This window comes from Corynebacterium sp. H127 (assembly GCF_037482665.1).
Classification (GTDB): Bacteria; Actinomycetota; Actinomycetes; order Mycobacteriales; family Mycobacteriaceae; genus Corynebacterium.
On sequence record NZ_JBBHKY010000009.1, the window covers coordinates 48,646 to 70,617 of the forward strand.

22 protein-coding genes are annotated in these 21,972 nt (G+C 59.3%); 8 read left to right on the forward strand and 14 right to left on the reverse strand.

What is annotated here, in order from left to right:
- Together WG936_RS09970 and WG936_RS09975 are read left to right on the forward strand one after the other, a co-directional pair.
- A complete protein-coding gene (locus tag WG936_RS09970; RefSeq protein WP_339564545.1) occupies positions 1-909 on the forward strand; it encodes an amino acid ABC transporter permease in 909 nt (302 codons plus the stop codon).
- The gene (locus WG936_RS09975) at positions 906-1,670 is read left to right on the forward strand and encodes an amino acid ABC transporter ATP-binding protein (protein WP_339564544.1); all 765 of its coding nucleotides are present in this window, start codon (positions 906-908) and stop codon (positions 1,668-1,670) included. Before WG936_RS09970 ends, WG936_RS09975 begins: the two co-directional genes overlap by 4 nt.
- Before the next feature lie 47 nt (positions 1,671-1,717).
- Here the strand turns inward: WG936_RS09975 and WG936_RS09980 are convergent, their stop codons facing one another.
- The 9 genes from WG936_RS09980 to WG936_RS10020 all read right to left on the reverse strand — a co-directional run bounded on the left by WG936_RS09980 (position 1,718) and on the right by WG936_RS10020 (position 10,351).
- Positions 1,718-2,854: an HNH endonuclease signature motif containing protein gene (locus WG936_RS09980; RefSeq protein WP_339572821.1), complete on the reverse strand. Its 1,137-nt coding sequence runs from the start codon at positions 2,852-2,854 to the stop codon at positions 1,718-1,720.
- Between the two features lie 62 nt (positions 2,855-2,916).
- Positions 2,917-3,657 (reverse strand): sulfite exporter TauE/SafE family protein, encoded by a 741-nt coding sequence (locus WG936_RS09985; protein ID WP_339572822.1) that lies wholly within the window; start codon positions 3,655-3,657, stop codon positions 2,917-2,919.
- A gap of 40 nt (positions 3,658-3,697) precedes the next feature.
- Positions 3,698-4,171, reverse strand: a complete 474-nt coding sequence (gene coaD / locus WG936_RS09990) for a pantetheine-phosphate adenylyltransferase (protein WP_339564537.1) — start codon at positions 4,169-4,171, stop codon at positions 3,698-3,700.
- Positions 4,162-4,740, reverse strand: a complete 579-nt coding sequence (locus tag WG936_RS09995; protein ID WP_339564536.1) for an RsmD family RNA methyltransferase — start codon at positions 4,738-4,740, stop codon at positions 4,162-4,164. The genes coaD and WG936_RS09995 overlap by 10 nt, the downstream gene beginning before the upstream one ends.
- Positions 4,737-4,949 (reverse strand): acetyl-CoA carboxylase biotin carboxyl carrier protein subunit, encoded by a 213-nt coding sequence (locus tag WG936_RS10000; protein WP_339564535.1) that lies wholly within the window; start codon positions 4,947-4,949, stop codon positions 4,737-4,739. Before WG936_RS10000 ends, WG936_RS09995 begins: the two co-directional genes overlap by 4 nt.
- 10 nt (positions 4,950-4,959) lie before the next feature.
- Positions 4,960-7,074: an ATP-dependent DNA helicase RecG gene (locus WG936_RS10005; protein WP_339572823.1), complete on the reverse strand. Its 2,115-nt coding sequence runs from the start codon at positions 7,072-7,074 to the stop codon at positions 4,960-4,962.
- 3 nt (positions 7,075-7,077) lie between these two features.
- Positions 7,078-8,634 (reverse strand): DAK2 domain-containing protein, encoded by a 1,557-nt coding sequence (locus WG936_RS10010; RefSeq protein WP_339564533.1) that lies wholly within the window; start codon positions 8,632-8,634, stop codon positions 7,078-7,080.
- Between the two features lie 121 nt (positions 8,635-8,755).
- Positions 8,756-9,385 carry a uracil-DNA glycosylase gene (locus WG936_RS10015; RefSeq protein ID WP_339564532.1) on the reverse strand — a complete coding sequence of 210 codons (630 nt, stop codon included), beginning with the start codon at positions 9,383-9,385 and terminating at the stop codon, positions 8,756-8,758.
- 3 nt (positions 9,386-9,388) lie between these two features.
- The gene (locus tag WG936_RS10020) at positions 9,389-10,351 is read right to left on the reverse strand and encodes a thiamine-phosphate kinase (RefSeq protein ID WP_445227789.1); all 963 of its coding nucleotides are present in this window, start codon (positions 10,349-10,351) and stop codon (positions 9,389-9,391) included.
- A 43-nt stretch (positions 10,352-10,394) separates the two neighbouring features.
- On the opposite strand from WG936_RS10020, the gene WG936_RS10025 reads away from it, so the two are divergent.
- Positions 10,395-11,336, forward strand: coding sequence for a DUF3515 domain-containing protein (locus WG936_RS10025; protein ID WP_339564531.1), 942 nt, complete (start codon positions 10,395-10,397; stop codon positions 11,334-11,336).
- Between the two features lie 186 nt (positions 11,337-11,522).
- Positions 11,523-11,945 (forward strand): YjdF family protein, encoded by a 423-nt coding sequence (locus tag WG936_RS10030; RefSeq protein WP_339572824.1) that lies wholly within the window; start codon positions 11,523-11,525, stop codon positions 11,943-11,945.
- Positions 11,946-11,959: 14 nt separating this feature from the next.
- On the opposite strand, the gene WG936_RS10035 is transcribed toward WG936_RS10030, so the two are convergent.
- Both WG936_RS10035 and WG936_RS10040 read right to left on the reverse strand, forming a co-directional pair.
- Entirely contained in the window at positions 11,960-13,042 is a 1,083-nt protein-coding gene (locus tag WG936_RS10035) for a D-alanine--D-alanine ligase family protein (protein WP_339572845.1), read from the reverse strand.
- Positions 13,043-13,056: 14 nt separating this feature from the next.
- Positions 13,057-14,055 carry an NAD(P)H-dependent glycerol-3-phosphate dehydrogenase gene (locus tag WG936_RS10040; protein ID WP_339564529.1) on the reverse strand — a complete coding sequence of 333 codons (999 nt, stop codon included), beginning with the start codon at positions 14,053-14,055 and terminating at the stop codon, positions 13,057-13,059.
- Between the two features lie 141 nt (positions 14,056-14,196).
- On the opposite strand from WG936_RS10040, the gene WG936_RS10045 reads away from it, so the two are divergent.
- Entirely contained in the window at positions 14,197-15,210 is a 1,014-nt protein-coding gene (locus WG936_RS10045; RefSeq protein ID WP_339572825.1) for an NUDIX hydrolase, read from the forward strand.
- Between the two features lie 6 nt (positions 15,211-15,216).
- Here the strand turns inward: WG936_RS10045 and leuD are convergent, their stop codons facing one another.
- Both leuD and leuC read right to left on the reverse strand, forming a co-directional pair.
- Positions 15,217-15,804, reverse strand: coding sequence for a 3-isopropylmalate dehydratase small subunit (gene leuD / locus WG936_RS10050; protein ID WP_339564527.1), 588 nt, complete (start codon positions 15,802-15,804; stop codon positions 15,217-15,219).
- 17 nt (positions 15,805-15,821) lie between these two features.
- Positions 15,822-17,240, reverse strand: coding sequence for a 3-isopropylmalate dehydratase large subunit (leuC, locus tag WG936_RS10055; protein WP_339564587.1), 1,419 nt, complete (start codon positions 17,238-17,240; stop codon positions 15,822-15,824).
- Between the two features lie 79 nt (positions 17,241-17,319).
- Between leuC and WG936_RS10060 the strand changes: the two genes are divergently transcribed.
- The 3 genes from WG936_RS10060 (at position 17,320) to WG936_RS10070 (ending at position 20,087) form a co-directional block, all read left to right on the forward strand.
- Positions 17,320-18,033 (forward strand): IclR family transcriptional regulator, encoded by a 714-nt coding sequence (locus tag WG936_RS10060; protein WP_339564526.1) that lies wholly within the window; start codon positions 17,320-17,322, stop codon positions 18,031-18,033.
- Between the two features lie 7 nt (positions 18,034-18,040).
- Positions 18,041-18,736, forward strand: coding sequence for an SIR2 family NAD-dependent protein deacylase (locus WG936_RS10065; RefSeq protein WP_339572826.1), 696 nt, complete (start codon positions 18,041-18,043; stop codon positions 18,734-18,736).
- 73 nt (positions 18,737-18,809) lie between these two features.
- Positions 18,810-20,087 carry a TetR/AcrR family transcriptional regulator gene (locus WG936_RS10070; RefSeq protein WP_339572827.1) on the forward strand — a complete coding sequence of 426 codons (1,278 nt, stop codon included), beginning with the start codon at positions 18,810-18,812 and terminating at the stop codon, positions 20,085-20,087.
- 474 nt (positions 20,088-20,561) lie between these two features.
- Here WG936_RS10070 and WG936_RS10075 read toward each other — a convergent pair whose 3' ends face one another.
- Positions 20,562-21,635 carry an AbiH family protein gene (locus WG936_RS10075; protein WP_339572828.1) on the reverse strand — a complete coding sequence of 358 codons (1,074 nt, stop codon included), beginning with the start codon at positions 21,633-21,635 and terminating at the stop codon, positions 20,562-20,564.
- Between the last annotated feature and the right edge of the window lie 337 nt (positions 21,636-21,972).

The window sequence follows — 21,972 nt, forward strand, 5'->3', positions numbered from 1 at the left end:
ATGACTACTCCCAATGAGATTAAGGCGAAACCGCTTCGCCATCCTGGCCGTGTGGTGGCCGCCGCGATCCTGCTGCTGCTGGCCGCGGTATTCGTGATCAGCTCTGCACGCAATGAAGCCTACGGCTGGGACACCTACTTCAAGTACTTATTTGACACCCGCATCGCCACGGCTGCGCTGCACACCATAGCGATCACGGTGCTAGCAATGCTGATTGGTGTGGTGCTGGGTGCCCTGCTCGCCGTGCTGCGCATGTCCCCAAACCCAGTGATGCGCGGCGTTTCTTGGTCCTATCTCTGGATCTTCCGTGGCACGCCGGTCTACGTGCAGCTCGTGTTCTGGGGCTTGATCAGCGCTATCTACCAATCCATCAACCTCGGATTCACAGAGATCAGCCTGGAATCTGCGTTCAAGAATGCTTTCCTCCTCTCCGTGTTGGGCCTGGGGCTCAACGAGGCCGCCTATATGGCGGAAATCGTGCGCGCCGGCATTCAGGCGGTCCCGGAAGGACAGGTTGAGGCCTCAAAGTCACTCGGTATGAGCTGGTGGCAGACGATGCGTCGCACGGTGCTTCCGCAGGCGATGCGCATCATCGTTCCCCCTACCGGTAACGAATTCATTTCCTTGCTGAAGACCACCTCCCTGGTCATCGCGATTCCTTACGCCGGCGAGCTGTACGGCCGGGCGATGGATATCTCCAACGCACTCTTCGAACCAGTTCCGATGCTGCTGGTCGCCGCCACCTGGTACCTGGCTATCACCTCGGTGCTGATGTTCCTGCAAAGCTACGTGGAAAAGCACTATGAGAAGGGCGCGACGCGTCAGCTCACCACCCGTCAACTTGCCGCGCTTGCCGACGCCGAAGGCCGGCTTCCTGGCAACGTCGAAATCACCGAGGAGCACAAATGAGCGATCTGATGATCGACGCCCAGAGCATCCACAAGAACTACGGGCAGCTAAAAGTCCTCAAGGGCATTAACCTCCAGGTGCCTCGCGGCACGGTGACCTGCTTGATCGGCCCATCCGGCTCGGGCAAGTCCACGATCCTGCGCTGTGTGAATCACCTGGAGAAGATCTCCGCCGGGCGGTTATACGTCGACGGCGAACTCATCGGCTACCGCGAGAAGGATGGGGTGCTGCATGAGATTTCGGAGAAGGATGCCGCCCGGCAGCGCGCAGACATTGGCATGGTGTTCCAGCAGTTCAACCTGTTCCCGCACCGCACCGTGTTGGAGAACATCATCGAGGCGCCGGTGCTAGTGAAGAAGGTACCGGAGGCGGAGGCCCGTGCCCGCGCGATGGAGTTGCTGCGCCAAGTTGGACTCGAGCACAAGGCAGATGGCTACCCAGTCCAGCTCTCCGGTGGCCAGCAGCAGCGTGTTGCTATTGCCCGCGCAGTAGCGATGGATCCGAAGCTGATGCTCTTCGATGAGCCCACCTCCGCTCTCGACCCCGAATTGGTCGGCGAAGTCTTGCGCGTGATGCGGGAGCTGGCTGCCGGTGGCATGACAATGCTGGTGGTCACGCACGAGATGGGATTCGCACGAGAGGTCGCCGACCAGGTTGTGTTCATGGACAAGGGCGTGGTCGTAGAATCCGGTACTCCTTCCGAGGTCCTTGACAACCCGAAACATGAGCGCACCAAGGCATTTCTGTCGAATCTGCTCTAGTTGCCAGAGCTCTTGACACTGCCGATAGATCGCATCTGCCAGTGCGGTCATAGATCTTCGAGTCGGAAGCGGCCTGCCCTGCGGGCCCCGGGAGATTTGTTGCGCGTGCGAGCACCATCACTGGCAACGAGCACGGCGCGCCCCAGTTCCATCTCAAAATGTGTTTCTACCCAACTATCGTCGTTCCGGCGGTGGTGACGTCGGCACACTAGCACCAGGTTTCCGATCTCGGTGCCGCCACCGCGCGCCCACGGCAACACATGATGCGCGTCGCACCGGCTTGCCGGCTCACCACAGCCTGGGAATTGACACACGAGATCCCGGGCAACTAGCCCCATACGCTGGTAGAAGCTAGCAGTCCGCTCCCCTGTCACCAGGGATTTCACTGCGCCGTGGTGATCGTGAACCACGATGTAATCTGTCAGCCGATCACCTGCTAGCTGCGTAATGTCAACCAGACTCAAATCGATCCCGACGTTCGAGGCGAACCGAGCCCGCCAATCAAACTCATCGGATTCGGAAACGGAGACCACCAGGGAACAGTGGCCGGTAGCTCCCACCCGATTTGAGGAGGCCCACCGCAGAACCTGATCAAAAGCATCCATGCTGCGCTGCGACACTGTCCGGCACTCATTTGCTTCCTCTTTCGACTCGGCGTGAAAGGCCCGGTCCACCATCGCTTTCAGCAATGCCGCTGTGGCAGCCGGAGCGTAGCCATAAAAGGAGCAGCCGCCGTGTTCATCCTGCGAGCGCATACTGAAGCGACGCTGCCGAAAGGCCTCCGCTGGATCCTCCGCCAATGACTGATTCTCCTCACGGACGAGGCGCTTGGCATACTCGTGGGTTTGTTGGACGGAAGAATCGGGGGCTGCTTGCGCAGCTAGATCATAAATCTCACCCCTGCGCTTCGAGGCCCCAGACAATCGCTGCAGGGCGGAGAGGATCACGTCCTGGTGTTCCACGGGGACGCTGGGGTACCACACGTTCGCTGCCCGGCGGGCAATACGAGAAGAAGCAGGCCGAGATGCCCCAGCCTGCTCCAATTCGTAGCGTTCCCGTCCGTGCGCCATTTCGGTTTCAAGGCGGGCAACAATCTCTTTAAGATCCATTAGTTCGCTAAAAGAATCGAAACTAGCGCCGTCGACAAGCGCACGGCCAAGCAATTCTTTAGCTGCTGCGATCATTCCCCACCCCCGTAGTTTCAACCTCCATTATAGCAAAACGAAAATAGAACACAAGGGCGAATCTACAGTGCCATTGCCCCGCGGACCAGCGCAGAAAAACCTCCGGCCGACGCCAAGCCGAGCGCAAGTTTGTGTGCTCGGGAACGAGAAATAACGCGCGACAGCCGCGTCCCTAGGAAAATTCCGATGAACATCCCGAGCACCCCGACTGGCCACACCCACACCGAGGTATCGCTAATATTTCCCGCTCCCATCAGCGTCTTCACGATGAAAGAGGTGCCGCCAGAGATGACAAAGAGCGGCTGTAGGGTTGCCGAAAACGAACGATGGTCCCACTTCGCGGCCTGCGCATAGACTGTGATCACTGGCCCCGCCACTGCTGCCAGCGTATTGGTGAAACCACTGATCACGCCGGTCACCAAGAGGGGCGCGGTGCCGCGTGGCGTGGGCATTCGGCCTTTGAGGACGGTCACTAAGAACAGTGCTAACAAAATCAGCACGCCGAAAATGATCAGCAGGAGTGCATTCGATACCGACTTGATCAGCAACGCGCCCGCGACCGAACCGACCACCATGACGCATCCGATTGCGCCGCAACGCCGCCAATTAATGAATTGACGCACGGAAATCGCGGTCAAAAAAGCGTTGATCATGGCCAGCACGTTAACCACCATCACACCCTCAACCGGCCCCATGACGAAGGCAAGAATCGGCGCCGCGATGAGGCCAAGGCCCATGCCCGCTACGCGTTGCAGACTCGATCCGAGGGCAACAATAAACAGAATCAATACGAGTGTGGCCACTCACATAAGAGTACGCGCCTAGCGCTAGCGGGGATAAAGATCAGCGCTTGATTTTTTCTTGCAGCGCTGCCATCACATCACGCGGGACCAGTCCGGTGAGATCACCGCCGAACCGTGCCACCTCCCGGCACAGAGTGGAAGAGATGTAGCCGAACTCGGGGTCCGTCATCAGGAAATTGGTTTCCACGCCGGAAAGCCGTTTATTCATCTGCGCCATCGGCAGTTCATACTCATAATCCAGGGAGGATCGCAGTCCCTTCACCAGCACGGGAATGTCATGGGCGGTGGTGTAATCCACCAACAACCCGGACCAGGAATCCACGGAGACATTAGGCAGGTGCGCTACCTCGGCCCGGATTAGCGCTACGCGCTCTGCGGCGCTGAAAGTACCTTGCTTGTTTGGGTTGTAGGTAACCAAGACCACCACCTCCTCGTACAGGCTGGCAGCCCGCTCGAAAATGTTGAGGTGGCCGAGGGTCACCGGGTCGAAAGAACCGGGGCAGGCTACTCGCATGGGATCTCCTTGTGGAATACGGCCATGTCCATCCGCGCGATCCCGTAGGTGCGCTTCTTAAGCTTCTGAGTGGTCGGCACAAAGCAGGTCGGCCACGCTGTTTCGGGCGAGTCTACCTGCCTCTCGACGACCACGGCCGCGCCGTCGACAAGCGTGGGCACCAGCGCATGCAGCATTTCGACGACAGCTTCGTCGGCAAGATCATAGGGAGGATCCGCAAGCACCATGTCAAAATGCTCACGGGGCGCCCCTGCTAGATAGGTGGAGGCTTTAGCCTCGACAATCGTGACGCCAGGATGCCGCACTACCCCAGCGTTGTGCCGCATAATCTCGCAGGCGGCAGCGGACGCATCCACGAGGACCACTGACTCCGCACCTCGCGAGGCTGCTTCCAACCCGAGGGCACCTGAACCAGCAAACAGATCAAGCACATGTGCGCCCTCGAAACCAAAGCGGACTTGGAGTGAGGAGAACAGTCCTTCTCGTGCCCGATCAGAGGTAGGGCGAGTACCCGCTGGCGGTACCTTAATCTTGCGACCGCGGGCTTCTCCCGAGATGATCCTGGTCATTTGGACCCCAATTCCAGCAGCACATCGCCGCCGGTCACATCAGCGAAGTCCTCGAAGGCAAGCTCGCTGACCACACCAGGTCCCGGCGCGAGCACGGGTGCCTCCAGTTTGACGGTCTCCACGATGGCGAGGGTGTCTCCTACAGCCACGGTTGCGCCTGGTGCGGCAACGTAACGCACAATTCCGGCGAAGGGGGCACAAATTTTCATGCCCTCTAGCTTAACTCTTCTCCAAGAAGTCTTGGCCTTCAATCCCCGCTACGAGTCGTTCGGCGAGTCCCCGGTTACGGGCAACCAAGTCAGTTGCGTCGCTGCTTGCGCGCGCGATGATGTCGCCGTCGTGGATCAAACTGAGCATCTTCACCCGGCGTTTTGTGCCAGACTGTGCGGTTCCGAGTACATCGCCTTCCTGGCGTGTGCGCAGATCCAGCTCTGCAAGTTCGAAGCCGTCCGTGGTGGCAGCGACGGCAGTCAGGCGCTCCACTGCGGGGGTGCCGGGTTCCATCGTGGTGTGCAGCAGGCACAGGGATTTGAAGGAGCCACGGCCCACGCGACCACGTAGCTGGTGGAGTTGGGACACCCCAAAGCTGTGCGCTTCGCGGACATACATCACGGTGGCGTTGGGTACGTTAATACCCACTTCGATGACACTGGTGGCCACCAGGATGTCGATGCCGCCTGCGGCGAAGTCCGCCATGGTGGCGTCCTTTTCCTCGCCGCTCATTCGCCCATGGAGCATCGCCACGCCAAGCTCCGGGAAGACGCTGGTGCGCAGCAGCTCGAAGGTCTCTAGGACGCCGCCTTCGCCGTCGATACGCGGGCAAACGACGAAGGCCTGCCGGCCTGCGCTTACCTCTTCGCGGATCCGTTCCCAGGCGCGGGCGACCCACTCAGGTTTGAATTCCGGCACCACGGTGGTCTGAATTTCCTGCCTCCCGCGCGGCAGTTCCCGCAGCATGGAGACGTTCAGGTCCGCGAACGCCGTCATCGCGACCGTGCGTGGGATCGGGGTTGCCGTCATCACCAGCAAGTGTGGGGTGGCGTCAGCGCGTCCCTTAGCGCGGAGGTTGTCTCGCTGCTCCACGCCGAAACGGTGCTGCTCATCCACTACAACGAGCCCCAGGTCAAAGAATTCCACGGTGTCCTGTATCAGCGCGTGGGTACCAACCACGATGTCGGCCTGTCCGCTGACGATGTCCAATAGCGCCTGTCGTTTGGCACGCACGCTCATCGAACCGGTGAGCACCACCACGCTGGTGGGCAACCCGGCGTCGGCAAGCAGCGTGGTCAGCCCGCGGGCATGTTGAATGGCCAGGACTTCCGTGGGGGCGAGCATGGCGCACTGGCGGCCGGAGTCGATGGCCTGCAGCATCGCGATGAGCGCTACCACGGTTTTTCCGGATCCGACTTCGCCCTGGAGCAGCCTTTGCATCGGGTGGGCCGATTCCAGGTCCTTGCTCACCTCTTCGAGCACGGCTTTCTGGCCCCCGGTGAGCGGGAAGGGCAGCCGCCCCATGAAGTCGGCGCGCAAGCCCTGCTCCGCACACGGACATACCGGCGCTGTCTGGGCAGCGGTATCTGCCCGGCGCAGCGCTAGGACCAGTGCCAGGGACAGTGCTTCGTTGTATTTGATGCGGTCAATGAAAGGTTTCGGTCCGCGCTCGTCTGGGAAGTGCGCCCCGCGCAGGGCAGCATCGAAATTACTCAGGAACTCCGGTACTTGGTCCAGGGGCTCCGCTATCACAGGCGTGTGATCCAGCACGTATTTGATTGCGCCCATCATGCCCCATGCGGTGTATCCCTTGCGCGCCGGATAGATCGGGATGTAGTCCAGCTCCGTGAGGAGTTCTTCTAACTCCTCCACCGAGGCGAAAGCCGAGAGATCACGCAGCTTGCCGACGCCCTTCTTAGGCTTCTCCCCCGGCGCCGGCAACACGATGAAAGCGGGATGCGAAACCTCTACATTGCCGCGGTAATACTTCACCTTCCCCGACACCATGACGTTCACGCCAGGCTGCAGTTGCTTTTCGGCCAGCCAGGAGTTGAAGAACGTAGCCTCTACTTCCCCCATCCCGTAGTAGATCCGAACTTTGGTGAGCTTCTTGCCACTGCGAGTGCGGATCGTGCCGCCGCTGATCACAGTGCCGATCAACGTAACTTGATCGCCTTCCGCGGCATTCTCGATGGAAACGGCACTGCCGTGATGCGAGTAGGCACGTGGGAAATGCGTGAGCAGCTCGCCGCAGGTGGTGTATCCGAACGCTTTGGTGATCTTGTTGGCTTCCTGCGCCGGCAATACCGCCGTCAGTTCCCGCTCGTCCGCCCAGCCCAGCACAAGCTACTCCACGCCGATTTCCACGAGGTTGTCTATGCCTTCGGCCGGGTACAACATGATCTCGACGTCGCCACGCGTGCCCAGCGCAGCACGCAGCTTATCGACGTCCAATGCCTGCGCCGCAGCATCCGTGACCAACAGGGTCACCAGTTCCCCACCGCCCTGCAGCAGACGCAGCACCGTCATATCAACGGCGTCCTGGATGGATTCGGCAACCAACACCGTCTCAGAGGTGGTGCTGACCAAAATATCTCCCCGGGAACAGGGGCCCGCCTGGGTGAGCAGGGCGCGATCGGCCTGCTGCAACACAGCGGTGCGCATGGCGCCGGCTGCCTCCGCCATCGCGTAGGTATCTGCTGCCAGCGGTTGACCCGGATCGTGCACCGCCAATGCCGCAATGCCGGAAACCAGCCGGGCCGTTGGCAGTATGTTCATGGCCGCATCGATCGCGTGGCTAGCCAGCTCCGCGTTCACCAGTTCCCCGTACTCGAGCATGCCGTTGGGGAGCAAAATGACCTCGTCGACGGCCGCTGCGCGGACGGTGGCGACGATCTGGGAAACAATGTCCTTTTCCCCACGCGAAATCACGGTAGCCCCGGATTCCTGGTACAGCGCAGCGATCGGCCCCGGTGGCGCAATCGCAAGCACCAGCCGGCTGATCTTTGGCACTGTAGTTACCTCAGGCAGGATTTCGATGCGCAGGTCACTGACCCTACCTGCCGCAAATGCCTGTTCGATGACGGTGCCGGCGGCCCGACTGTGGATGTGCACCTGCCCGCTGGTCTCCGAGTCTCGCGCCAACAGCAAACTATTGCCCAGTGGGCTCAGGATGTCCGACAACACATCGAGCTGCGCCCCCTCGATGTAAAACATCACTTCCAGCTCTGCCGGCTGACTATGAGAGTGATGAGGGAAAACAGCACTGGATTGCGCCCAGTCCGTCCCGGCGACCTCATCGGCGAGGGATTCCAGCAAAATCACGAAACCCTGACCGCCAGCGTCTACCACTCCCGCTTCTCGCAGCGCCTCTAGCTGAGAGGGGGTCTTCTTCAGCGCAACCCGCGCGGCATCGACGGCAATGCGTACCACGATCTCCAGCTCACTATCTGGTGTATCGTTCACTGCTGCGACAGTAGCCCGCAATACCGTGACCACGGTGCCGTCGACTGGATCGATGATCGCACGGAGAACCATTTCAAGTGCCACATTAAGGGCTTCCCGGATGGCTGCACCATCAAGTTCGCCACCCACGGTTGCCGTCGCAACGCCGCGCAGCACCTGGCTCAGTACCACCCCGGAATTGCCGCGTGCCCCACGTACCGCCCCGGCCGCCAATGCAGCCGACACAGTGGCAACGTCCTCTTGCTCTGACTCGCTGAGGCTCAGCGCCTCGGACAATGCAGATTCCATGGTGTGGGACATGTTGGAGCCGGTGTCCGCGTCAGGAACTGGGAAGACATTGAGCGCGTTGATCTCCGCACAGCGATCGGTCAACAACGAAACCGCGCGGCTTGCCCAGTTGATCAGGCCGCGCCCACCGAGCTTCGTTGCAGTAGACATAGTTGTTTAGCTTACAGCTCCCGATAATGAAGGTCTGCACTCATCCTAAACCTAAGACAAAATAGCAGCTAAAACTTATGGGTTACCGTGTGTCAGCTGTGTCCATGAGCCAACCGCATCCCTAGAGCTCCCAGTTCACCGGCTCCGCACCTAAAGCACGCAACTGTTCATTCGCACGCGTAAAAGGCCGCGAGCCAAAGAATCCCCGGCGCGCCGACAGCGGCGAAGGGTGCACGGATTCAATGACGGGGCAATCCCCAAGGAACGCTTTTGCCGTTTGCGCATCCCGCCCCCACAGGATGGCCACGAGTGGCTGATTGCGAGCGGCCAAGGCGCGCACCACATGCTCAGTGATTGCTTCCCACCCGAGGCCGCGGTGCGATCCGGCTTGCCCAGGGGCTACCGTGAGTACCCGGTTGAGCAACATGACTCCTTGTTCTGCCCACGGGGAAAGATCCCCGCAGGTTGGAATGGGTAACCCGAGGTCAGTGTGGTATTCCGCAAAGATGTTGTTAAGGCTGCGGGGCAAAGGCCGGACATCAGGTGCGACTGAGAATGACAACCCCATGGCATGGCCCGGCGTTGGATAAGGATCTTGACCGATGATCAACACCTTTACCTGATCAAAGGGGGTTTGGAAGGCGCGGAACACCGCCGCTTCGGGCGGCAAGTAGTGCTCTCCCACTGTGGATCGCATGGCGATGCACTCAGCTTTGATCGGAGCAAACACGGGTTCCCAAGACGGATGCATGGTCTAAAAGCTTACCCAGCCGCTGGTGGATTGTGGGGGTTGGGCGTCGATAAGCACGCCGTTGCTGCCGGCCTTAATCACGCGCCCGATCGGCCGGAAACCGCTCGGCACGGCGTGGGCGGTGGTGGCCAGCAGGGTGTGGTCTTCCCCGCCGCTGAGCACCCACAGCCATGGGTCGGTGTCCAGGAGCTCGCCCGCCTTAAGGAGCAGACTATCCGGCGCGATGGCCTCGCGGTCGAGATCGATGGTGACGCGGGAGCGCCCCGCAATGGTCCCCAAATCAACAATGAGCCCATCCGAGTTGTCTGTCATACAGGTCGCCCCGGTGGCGCGGGCAATGACGCCTCGCCCCGGCTGCAGAATCGGAGAGACGAAGGCCTTCACCAGTGGCTCAAGTTCCGGTGGCACGTCCGCACGGCCGAAGGCCTGCAACAGCGCTAGGCCAGCGCCGGAGTAGCCGATTGAACCTGCGGCCACCACTTGTTGTCCGGGACGCGCCCGATCCAGCGTCAGGGGCGCGGCCGAGCCTCCCAGCGAACCGATGGCTGTCACCGAGAGGGTCAGGCAGTCGCCGCCGGTAACGTCGCCACCCACCAGCTCCGAGTTGTAGTGCGCAACTTGGGTCTCCACTCCCCGCGCTATGCCCTCAATCGTCGCGATAGGAGTGTCCTCCGGCGCAGACAACCCCAGCACCGCGGCAACGGGCCGTGCCCCCATGGCTTCAATGTCTGCAAAGTTCTGCAAAATCGCACGTTGGCCAATCTCCTCCGGAGTCGACCACTCCCGGCGAAAATGCCGCCCCTCCACCAGCATGTCTGTGGTAACTACCGTGCGCGAGTTTGGTGCGGGCTGGCCCAGCACGGCAGCGTCATCGCCATTGCGTGACGACGGCGCGACCGCCACAATCCGGGCAATAGTCTCCCGTTCGCCGATCTCACCAATCGTCAGTGGCTTGTTATCCATCATCTTCCTTAAGTCCTTGGAGGGCTGGACGTTAGACTAACTAACTATGAGTGAGTCTGGAGATTCTCAATTTAATACCACCCCCCTGTATATCGCATTGGCGCTAGCAATCTTGCTGGTAGTTGGCGTCTTGATCGGTGCCAAGGTCGTATACACCAGTGCTGCTTCTCAACCCGTGGGGATGACCACCCTCGATGCGCCGGAGGCAGGTTCTCAGGAATGCCAAGATTTCCTGACTGCGCTGCCCAAGAAGGTGCTTGGACACAAGCGCGCAGAGATCGCCGATCCGGCCCCAGAAGGCGCGGCCGCGTACGCATCAAACTCAGTCGAGCAGGTCACTCTCCGCTGCGGTATCTCGCTGCCACTCCAATACACGGAGGTCTCCCCGCTCACGGAGGTCGACGGCATGAAGTGGCTCCAAGTGGTTGACGCCACCCCGGGGTCCACAATGCAAACCTGGTACTCGATTGACACCTTCCCTGCAGTAGCCGTCACTGCGGACGCAGAATCCATCGGCCGTGCCGATAATCCCGTCTCCGACCTCGACGTCGCCATGGGCAAGCTCAAGCAGCAGCACTCCACGCCACACGCAATCCCACTCACTGAGCTGGACGCCCCACAGGCCAACAACGAGCAGTGCCTCGCCCTGCGGCATTCCTTGCCCGCCGAGCTCGGCGAAGGCTATACCCGCGACACCAATGCTCCCGCGGATATTGCTGTGTGGACCAAGCCTGGCCAAGAACCGATCGTCATCCGCTGCGGTGTAACGGATCCTGAGGGCTATACCCCTGGCGCCCAGCTCAACCAGGTCGACCAGGTGACGTGGTTCCAAGACACCACCTTGGCCAATGGCACAACGTCCGGCGCCTATTTCGCGCTCGGCCGTGACATCGTCGTGGCGATGTCCATGCCAACTGGGGCCGGCAACACTGCGATTGTGACGCTGAGCAAGGCAATCGCAGCGAATACTAAGGCTAAGCAAGCTTAGTTTCGCTCCAGAAGGCGGCCAGGATTTTCTGGTATATTCTCTGTTTCATCCTGATGCGCAAACCGCACAGCTCAGTAGGAAGTCTGGGCGTTGCAGCTAGTTGCATCCGTCGCTTCTCCCTAGCGGGTTCCGCCGGGGAAAAGAATCCAGCGTCGTCAGGTTCACTTTGGCGAACCTGGAGACACAATGACTTCCCAATTCACTCTTTTTTACGACGGACAATTCTGGTGCGGTTTGTACGAGATTTCCGAGGACGGCTCCTTGCATGCCCACAAGGTGGTGTTCGGCGCCGAGCCAAACAATGCCGAGTTGTACCACTGGATGCTCAGTAACGGCGCCGAGCTGTGCATAACAACGCGTGCCACGCTGGCCGTTCCCGGTGACATCGCACCACCAAAATCAGGAAACCCGAAGCGGCTCAAGCGACTCGTTAATAAGGCACAACGCACATCGAGCCTTTCAACTCGTTCCCAAGATTGCCTGCATCTGAATCGTGAACTGCAAGCGCAGCAGAGAAAGCAGCAGCTTCGGAAGGTAAAGGAGGACCGACGAGAGGAACGCTTCGCTAAGAAGCAAGAAAAGCGCAAGGCTAAGAAGCGCGGGAAGTAACCGGCTCCCTAGCTCTAGCGCACTCGCACCAGTGCGCGTTGGATCAAGATGTCCAGCAGATCCTCATAGGCGATCCCGGAGGCTGCGAACATTTGCGGATACATCGAGATTGGGGTGAACCCCGGCAAGGTGTTGATCTCGTTAAGCACCGGCCCCTTATCGGTGACAAAGAAGTCCACGCGTGCGAGGCCTTCGCAGTTCATCGCCTTGAAAGTTTCGATGGACAGTGACTGCACCAATTCCAAGTTGGCCGGAGACAGTGGCGCTGGAATATCCGCAGAAACCACGTTGTCTAGGTATTTGGTGTCGAAGCCGTAGAAGCCTTCCTCGGAATCTGCCGTACCGCGCAGTTGAGCCGGGTAGGAGGCTATCAAGGTGCCGTCGGGCTGCTGGAGGACACCACATTCGACCTCGGTGCCAATGATCTCGGCCTCAACGATGACCTTGTTGTCGTGCTCAAAGGCCAAGGCGATGGCCTCGTCCATGTCATCCCAGCTTGTTACCCGGGAAATGCCGATGGAGGAACCGCCGCGTGCTGGTTTCACAAACACTGGCAGGCCTAGGAGCTCCTGTTCCGCTGGCGTCAGGTGGTCGCGGCCGCGCAGGACCACTTCCCTTCCGACGGGCAGGCCCTCAGCAGCCATGAGCTTCTTGGTGTATTCCTTATCCATGCCGTTCGCAGAGCTGAGCACACCTGGGCCCACAAAGGGGATGCCGGAAAGTTCAAAGAAGCCTTGGATGGTGCCATCTTCGCCGAATCGTCCGTGAAGCACTGGGAAGATGACGTCGGCCTTGGCGTAGAGGCTGCCGTCGTCGAAACGCAGCTCGCCGCCGTGGGCAGGCGAGGCGGACAGGGCTACCGGCTGGGTCAGGGTGACAGTCGGGAGGACGCGATCCTTGATCACCAGGTTCGCGGGGTCAGCTTCCCCAACGGTCCACTCGCCGGATTGGGTGATTCCGACGGGGATGACCTCGTATTTTTCAGGATCGATGTGGCTCATAATTGCCCCGGCGGAGATGCAGGACACGGAGTGCTCGGAGCTACGGCCACCGTAAACTACGGCTACTTTGATGCGATTGTTGGACACGGGGGAAATGTTACCCCAGTACACTACTCGGACTTCTTAGAACGCCCCATGAGTGCAGAAATCATTTCCGTCACGGCCATATCCTCATGGCAGACGGCGTGCACGGCTTCTGTGATCGGCATGTCAATGTCATGTTCTTGGGCCAGGGCGAATACCGCCTGGGAAGCTACAACGCCTTCGGCCACCTGGCCGTTTGTGGAGACCCGTGCTTGGTCGAGGGATTGGCCGCGGCCGAGGCGCTCTCCGAAGGTGCGATTGCGTGACAGTGGCGAGGAACACGTGGCCACCAGGTCGCCCAGCCCAGCTAGCCCGGAGAAAGTACGGGCATCGGCGCCCAGTTCCACACCGAGGCGGGTGATTTCTGCGAGGCCACGGGTGATGAGCGTCGCCAGGGTGTTCTCCCCTAGCCCCTTTCCGGCGGCCATGCCGCAGGACAGTGCGATGACGTTCTTACAGGCGCCGCCGATTTCACAACCGACCACGTCTGAGTTGGTGTAGGGGCGGAAATACGGGGTGCTCACGGCAGCTTGAATGAGCTTGGCTCGATTCTCGTCCGGGCAGGCAATCACTGTGGCGGCTGGCTGTTCCAGCGCTACTTCTCGGGCTAGGTTTGGCCCCGAGAGCACCGCGATGCGGCTGGCATCTGCCTCCGTGACTTCCGCGATCAACTCGGACATACGCAGATTGGTGCCGCGTTCCACGCCCTTGGCCAATGACAGCAGCGAGGCATCGCCGGGGATGAGTTCCCGCCACGTGGCGAGGTTGTCCCGTAGCGATTGTGAGGGCACCGCCAACACCACGATGTCCGCCCCGTCGAGCGCCGTGTGCGCCGCTGAAGTCGCGCTTATCGACGCCGGGAGAATCAGTGACGGCAAGTACTCCGGGTTTTCCCGGGTCAGTTGGATTCTATGGGCTTGTTCTTCGCGCCGCGCCCACAATGACACCATGTTGCCGGCATCCGCGAAGACCTTCGCGATCGTGGTGCCCCAGGATCCCGCCCCCATGACTGCAACTTTTACCACGATGCTTCTTCTCCCTCTGGTTACTAAAGTGCGCAATCGGGCGTGCCGAACGTGCAACTTGCTACGAACTAGACAAAAATGGTGTCAAATACTGACCTTATCTTAAGAGTTGTCGGCCGAATGTCAGTGAAGGAAGAGATCATGTCGAAGAACCCTGCCAAGCATCGTCACGAAAATGACAAGGATGTGGACAACGATCTCGCCGTCACCGGCCGTTACCAATCCATCAGCGCCGATCCCGCCAAGGAGTACAAGCGCTCCACCCTGGCTGCGGGCGCGGTGCTCTGGCGTGGCGACGTCCATAACCTCGACACCATTGAAGTCGCCGTCATCCACCGGCCTTTCTACGACGACTGGTCGCTAGCCAAGGGCAAGGTGGACCCCGGAGAATCACTCCCTGTCACTGCATTCCGGGAAATCAAGGAAGAAACCGGTTACGAGGTGCGCCTCGGCAAGTTGCTGGGCAAGGTGACGTACCCCGTGCTGGACCGGACGAAGGTGGTCTATTACTGGACCGGTGAGGTTATCGGGGGCGAGTTCGTGCCCAATGATGAGGTCGATGAGATCCGTTGGATGTCCATCGCCGAGGCCTCTGAATTGCTGTCTTATGAGGTGGATCGCACGGTGCTCGCTAAGGCCGAGAAGCGCTTCCGACTCCCGGCAACCACTCGTATTTTGTACGTGCGCCACGCCAAGGCGCATGATCGTCGAACTTGGTCCGGTGATGACAATCTCCGCCCGTTGGATAAGAAGGGGCGTCGACAAGCAGAGATGCTCGTGCCGATGCTCCTGCCGTTCCAGCCAACGGCCGTCTATTCCGCGCTCCCCGACCGCTGCCAATCCACCGCAGCCCCGATTGCCGATGAGCTCGGCATCCCGGTACAGGTGGACCCCCTCTTCGGCGATGATGCCTGGCTGGGAGACATGGCGAATGCGCAGCGCAAGTTCGAGGAGATCGTTACTGCCGGCGGGATTTCTGTCATCGTCGCGCAGGGCCTGATCATTCCAGACATGATTGCCGCGATGTCCGCGAAGGGGCGGCTGCCGCTGGAAGATGAGATTGCCTGTAAGAAGGGCTCCGCCTGGGTCTTGAGCTTCAACAACGGCGAACTCACCGGCGCGGACTACCTGGCCAGTCCGCTACCGGTGAAGTAGGTCCTGTTACTGAGTGAGTGGCTTGAAGTTGGGGCGCTGTGCTTCAAAGTCGGAGATGGTTGCTTCATCGCGCAGCGTGAGGCTGATGTCATCTAGGCCTTCCATGAGGCGCCAGCGAGTGTAATCATCAATCTCAAACGGGACTGTGACGCCCTCGGCCTGGATACTGCGGTTTTCCAGGTCAACTGTCAACTGCAGCCCTGGGTTAGCCTCCATGAGCTTCCAGAGGATCTCCACGTCTTCCTGCGAGCACTGAGCTGCCAGTAGCCCAGATTTTCCGGCGTTGCCGCGGAAGATGTCCGCGAAGCGGGAGGAGATGACTACGCGGAAGCCGTAGTCCATGAGCGCCCAGACGGCGTGCTCGCGCGAAGATCCAGTGCCGAAATCTGGACCGGCGACCAACACCGAGCCCTGCTGATAGGCGCTTTGGTTCAGGACAAAGGCTGGATCCTTACGCCAGGAGGCAAAGAGCCCATCCTCAAAGCCAGTGCGGGTGACGCGCTTGAGAAAGACCGCCGGGATGATCTGGTCGGTGTCCACGTTGGAGGCCTGCAGGGGCACGCCAACACCGGTGTGAGTGCTGAACTTTTCCATGACGTTGCCTTCTTTCCTTAAATGTCTGCCGGGCTGGCCAGATGACCGGCGACGGCGGTGGCTGCGGCGACTGCTGGGGACACGAGGTGGGTGCGTCCGCCGGGGCCTTGGCGCCCCTCGAAGTTGCGGTTGGACGTGGAGGCGGAGCGTTCACCAGGGGCGAGCTGGTCTGGGTTCATTCCCAGGCACATTGAGCAGCCCGGTGCGCGGAACTCGGCGCCGAAGTCGGTGAAGACTTTGTCGATGCCTTCCGCAATGGCTTGTTCCCGAACGCGCGCGGAGCCGGGGACGACGAGCATGCGGGTCCCGGCTGCGATGGTGCGGCCACGGACAATGTCGGCGGCGGTGCGCAGGTCTTCCAGGCGGCCGTTGGTGCAGGATCCAACGAAGACGGTGTCAATCTTGATCTCCCGCAGCGGTTGGCCGGGGGTCAGGTCCATGTAGGCGATTGCTTTCTCGGCGGCGGCGCGTTCGCCGTCCTCGGCGATCTCCTCGGGCACAGGAACCGTGCTGGCCAGGGGCAGCCCTTGTCCAGGGTTGGTGCCCCAGGTGACAAAGGGAGTCAGCGCGGAGCCGTCGATGTTGACTACTGTGTCGAATTCGGCGTCGTCGTCAGTGCGCAGTGAGGTCCAGTAGTCCACGGCGGCATCCCAGTCTGCACCCTGTGGTGCATGTGCCCGCCCCTGCAGATAGTCGAAGGTGATCTGGTCCGGCGCGATCATGCCAGCGCGGGCACCGGCCTCGATGGACATGTTGCAGATGGTCATCCGGGCTTCCATGGACAGCTTCTCAATCGCCGGGCCCCGGTATTCGATGATATGCCCCTGGCCACCACCGGTGCCGATTTGCGCGATGATTGCTAGCACCAGGTCTTTGGCGGAGACGCCGGGTTGTAGCTCGCCGGAGACGTTCACCGCCATCGTCTTGAAAGGCTTGAGCGACAGCGTCTGGGTTGCCAGCACGTGTTCAACTTCCGAGGTGCCGATACCCATGGCGATGGAACCGAAGGCACCGTGGGTGGAGGTGTGGGAATCGCCGCAGACGACGGTCATACCGGGCTGGGTGAGGCCGAGTTGGGGGCCAACGACGTGAACGATGCCTTGTTCGATGTCCCCCATTGGATGCAGTCGCACACCAAATTCGGCAGTGTTTTTGCGCAGCGTTTCCACTTGGGTGCGGGAGATCGCGTCTTTAATTTCTTCGATTGCGCCGCTCTCGACGCCGGTCGTGGGCACATTATGGTCTTCGGTGGCAATGGTAAGATCTGGGCGTCGGACCTTGCGGCCAGCTAGCCGCAGACCGTCGAAGGCTTGTGGGGAGGTCACTTCGTGGACAAGATGCAGGTCAATGTAGATGAGATCGGGTGAGCCCGCCTCGCCTTTGGTGACTATATGGTCATTCCAGACCTTTTCTGCCAGGGTTAAACCTGTCCCCATGATGAGCCTCCTACTGCCCGTCGTTATGGAATTCACTCCAATAATTGAATTCCACATATTGAGATGTTAATATCATAGCATGGAACACGATAGCACAGGAGACATTACAAGCGGCATTAAAGTGCTGGATCGCTCAGTACTCATTTTGCAAGCTGTCGCCGATGGCCCGCGCTCCCTCGCGCAACTTTGCGAAGACACCGCGCTCCCCCGGGCCACGACGCACCGCCTCGCCACCGCTCTGGAAGCCCACGAATTCTTATCCCGCACTGAGGACGGCCGGTGGCGCATCGGCCCCGGACTAGTCTCACTCTCAGCCGGCCACGGCGATCTCCTCATCGAGGCCGCCACCCCACTGATGCACTCGATCATGGAAAAGACCGGCGAATCAGTGCAGCTCTATCGCATCTCGGGAAACAAGCGCCTCTGTGTCGCCGCCGTCGAACCCTCCTCAGGCTTGCACAACACTGTGCCCGTTGGCTCGCGCCTCTCCCTCAGCGCTGGCTCAGCCGCCCAGGTATTCGCCGCGTTCAGCGCCCCTGAGGTACGTGAGCGCGTGCTTGTCGACGCCGCCTTCACCGCAGCCGACCTGGAAAAAGTCCGCGCTCAAGGTTGGGCCGCTTCCTTCTCAGAGCGCGAAGCCGGCCTGGCTTCCGTTTCCGTCCCAGTCAACAACGCCAGCAACACGATCATTGCTGCCCTATCCATCTCCGGCCCAGATGCCCGCTTCCCGCGCGATGCTGGCCAACAATGGGGAGCCTTGCTCATCGACGCCGCGCAGCAGCTAGAAAGCTAAGACAGCAATGACTCCCCACGTCCCCGAGGCAGCTCGCCAGTTGGTAGCGGAAGCCGAGCACATTGTCGCTTTCACGGGCGCCGGCATGAGCGCCGATTCTGGACTGGAGACCTACCGCTCACCCAAAACGGGGCTGTGGGAAAACGTTGACCCCACCGCGATGGCCAGCATCGATGCGTGGGCCCGGGACCCAGAACCGATGTGGACGTGGTACCGCCACCGCGCCTTGATTGCAGCGGCGGCGCAGCCCAATGCCGGCCACGTCGCGCTCGCCGGAGTGCCGGTGATCACTCAGAACATCGATGATCTACACGAGCGTGGCGGAGCAGGTGAGGTAGTCCACCTGCATGGCAGCCTGTTCAGCTACCGCTGCACCATCTGCAGTCGGCCGTTTCGTAGTGAATTGGGCGATACTCCCCCACAGTGCCCGCTTTGTGGGAATCTCATCCGCCCCGGAGTCGTGTGGTTTGGGGAGATGCTGCCCAGCGCAGAATGGGCTCGCGCCGAGGAGCTCATCCGCGATTGCGATTTGCTGCTCGTGGTGGGCACATCGGGCGTCGTCCAGCCGGCAGCTTCGCTGCCCCGACTAGCGCGGCGAGTGCTGGAGATTTCACCGGATCCCACGGAGCTGACGAGTAGCGCTGACTTTTCCTGGCGTACCACGGCTGCGCTGGGATTACCGGAATTGCTGACGAGTAAATAAAACAAGGAAAATCAGCTCTTGCTTTTCGCAAATTATCAAGCTTTTCTTAAGGTCGGACGTTAGCATCAGATACATGGGCCAAAATCTGACGCGAGAACGCATGGTAGGAGTGCGCGAGCGCCTCCTGCTAGCGGGAATCGCGGCAGTCGGAGCGAATATCAATCGCGAGATATCTCTTCTCGATGCAGTTGCACAGACTACGGTGCCCCTCACCGTGGCCCACAAGTATTTTCCCGATGATGAACACTTCCGGGCTGCGATGCTTGATCACCTCGAAATGCGGCTCCAGCACTACGTCCCGAGCAACCCCGAGGGTGAGCTTCCCCAGCAATTGGAAGTTCTAAGCGCGGGCTATTTCACCTTTGCGCAGTTCGAGCCCCCTAATTTCCGGGCACTGCACCTGTTGCTACCCCAGCAAGGCAAACTTCACCCGTCGCTTAGCCTATTTAGGAATCTCTCCAGTGCCGCCGGTATTGAAGACTGGAAAACCAAAAGCCTGGTGATCATGGCCAGCATCCACGGCATGAGCTGCCTGTGTACCTGCGGCGCAGCCCGTTGGCTTTTGCCCACCGCCAAGTCCCAACTGCTGCGCCGCCTCATCAGAAACCTCACGCACATCATCGACGCGCCCGCGCCCGCCCCGATCAAACCCGCGCACCCGCAACGCCTTACCCACGTACCCGCGAGTTCTTCCTACTCCAAGTCCACACGCGAAGGCATCAAGCACGCGCTGTTCCGCGCGGGAATCGAGAACGCCGCAGAACAGGGACTCGACGCACTCACCCTTGAGGCCGCAGCCAACCGCATCGGCGTATCCCCCGGCACCGCCTACGCGCTTATCGACGGCGATTCCGCCCTCTCCCAAGAACTGGAAGACTGCCTTGACTCCCGCGTGCGGGTACGCATCCAAAGCCAAATCCACTCGCTACCACAGACAGCTAGCTGCTTGAACAACATCAAGGCCGGCTACACCGCCTACCTCAGCTACGCAAAGAGCGACCCCCAGGGATTCGATGTACTCACCGCCATTTCCAGCGGCTCCGTCATCCCCGTCCCAGAAGAATCGCCAGTACCCGAGTCTGCGTTTGGCGAGCTCACCAGCTTCGCCAGGGCCGTAATGTCCGAGGTTGGCCAGCCCCACAACTCCTGGCATGCCTTCGAACTCAACTTTGACCTATGGTCCATCGCCCAAGGCATGGCACACCTGATCTCCACCGGCTTCCTGCGCGAACTCAACTTAAGCGCGCCAGTTATCTCCAAGATCGCAGACTACGTCCTCTTCACGATGGCCGATCGACTCGAGTTGGACACCGCTGCGGTCCTGATTGAGCCGGAAAAAACCTGTGTTTAAGTGGGCGTTTGCGCGACGGTAGCAGCTAACAGATAACCGTCCAAGATCCCTGAATAGTCATGTAGTTCAAATGATACTCTGCATGATGTCTATCTGACATGCAGATTCTTCGTTGCGCTGCATTTTGCACTTTGTATTTAATTGTTTAGTTTCATGAATATCAACAGTCTAATTCAGATGAAATGACCAAACTCCAACAACCACCACCCGACTTTTCCGCTCCCTAAAATGTCATATAGTGGGCCTATTGTTCCCCCTCCGGTTTTGGAAGCACATTAGATGCTAACTAAATCCCTGACTGTTTACCACCTATCCACAGCGGTCGAATAGCAAAAACGTCTGCTATTGCAGATTATCTATTTGAATCAAGTGTCCAAATCGCGAAACCGCTCTGATCAAATGCTTCAGCTATCCGGATAGTTAACGAACTTTGCACAATAAGATATCAAACTACCCTAACGATTGACCGGTATTTTATGTCTCAGGGTTTTCAGTGGTCCAATCGAAGGGTAACGCCATAGTTTTTCCTCTGCCTCTAGATAAAACTCGCAATTTTGCGGCAAGTTCAGAGTCTTCCAACACTAGCTTCACCGGCTTCCCCCACAAAGGCTCCAGATGAGGCTCAGTTTCGGAGAAATATCCTTCAATCCGCCCTTCAGACCCAAGGATTGCGACCGGAATCTCAGGGCCACATACCTCCGCGAGTTTTTTCACGTAATCGAGGTCCTCAGAGCCAAAACCAAAACCGAAGAATACGATGACACTAATACCTGCGTCTTTGTATCCATCAAGCGCTTTGACATTAAGCTGCTTTTTCAGGGCCTGATCAACTGCATATTCTGCTTCTTTTGACCAATCCCCCTCGTATCCATCTACTACAGTCCGCGGCTCTTGACTATGCCCAAACCGCAATTCTGAACCCGCACGATTCGCTTGGCCATGTACATGACAAACCTCTGCATCACTAATACCATAGACGTCTTGCAGCGTTGTCGTGTAGTTGAAGGTCAAGAACTGTTGTGGGCAGGCCGCGACCGCCGCCCTAAATCCAGGGCAACACTCAAGCTCTGACACATCCAGTGCACTTCGAACCCATTCGCGGAAAAACTTCGGCAAGAGGCCCAATGCTTCCTCAACTTCGACTTGGATGTCTTCCTTGAGGTAGGCCGTCCGCCACTCCTTTACTTCTCCGTGCAAGGTTACAGGTTCAACTTCATCAAAAATGCTCGAAAATTCAAGCCCGGCGAGGTTTGTTTCCAGGTCACTCCAAGCACTGGTCTTCGTATGCGCTGAGCTGATAATCCTGCAGATGAATGGAACTGCCGCAGCAACATCGCACCCGCGATCGTTTTCCAGAATGGCTGTGATTTTCGGAACTGCAATCCATTCTTGGCAAAATACCCCAGCACAGCCAGATTTTAGGACACGCTCACAGGAACCAGGAAGAAGACCTGCTTCTTCATGAAGCCAAGTGCTGAAATCTAAATATGTTGATTTGAGTCCATGATGCAGGTCAAACCCATTACCAATTACCCATAAGACAGTCACAATTCTTCACTTTAGGTCAACTTTCCAAGTTGCACTCGCTAATCTCGTTTAAGGGAAACCCTCCGCAATACAAACGAGGCAGCCAGGTAAGCTCTGACGGCCTCGTCATGGTGTGTAACCATGATTTGGTACCCCGTACGGTGTCTGGTTCCATGACATAGTTCCGCTACGTCCCGAGACATCGTTCCGGTTGTCCACACACCACACCCCAACCTCAACTTCTTGGCCTATCGCCGCCACGCCGTATGTCTCGAGACATACTTCCGCGCAACTGAACGATAAAAACACGCGACCATCATCCAGCAGGAAACAACAGCACAAAACACTGTTCGCACAC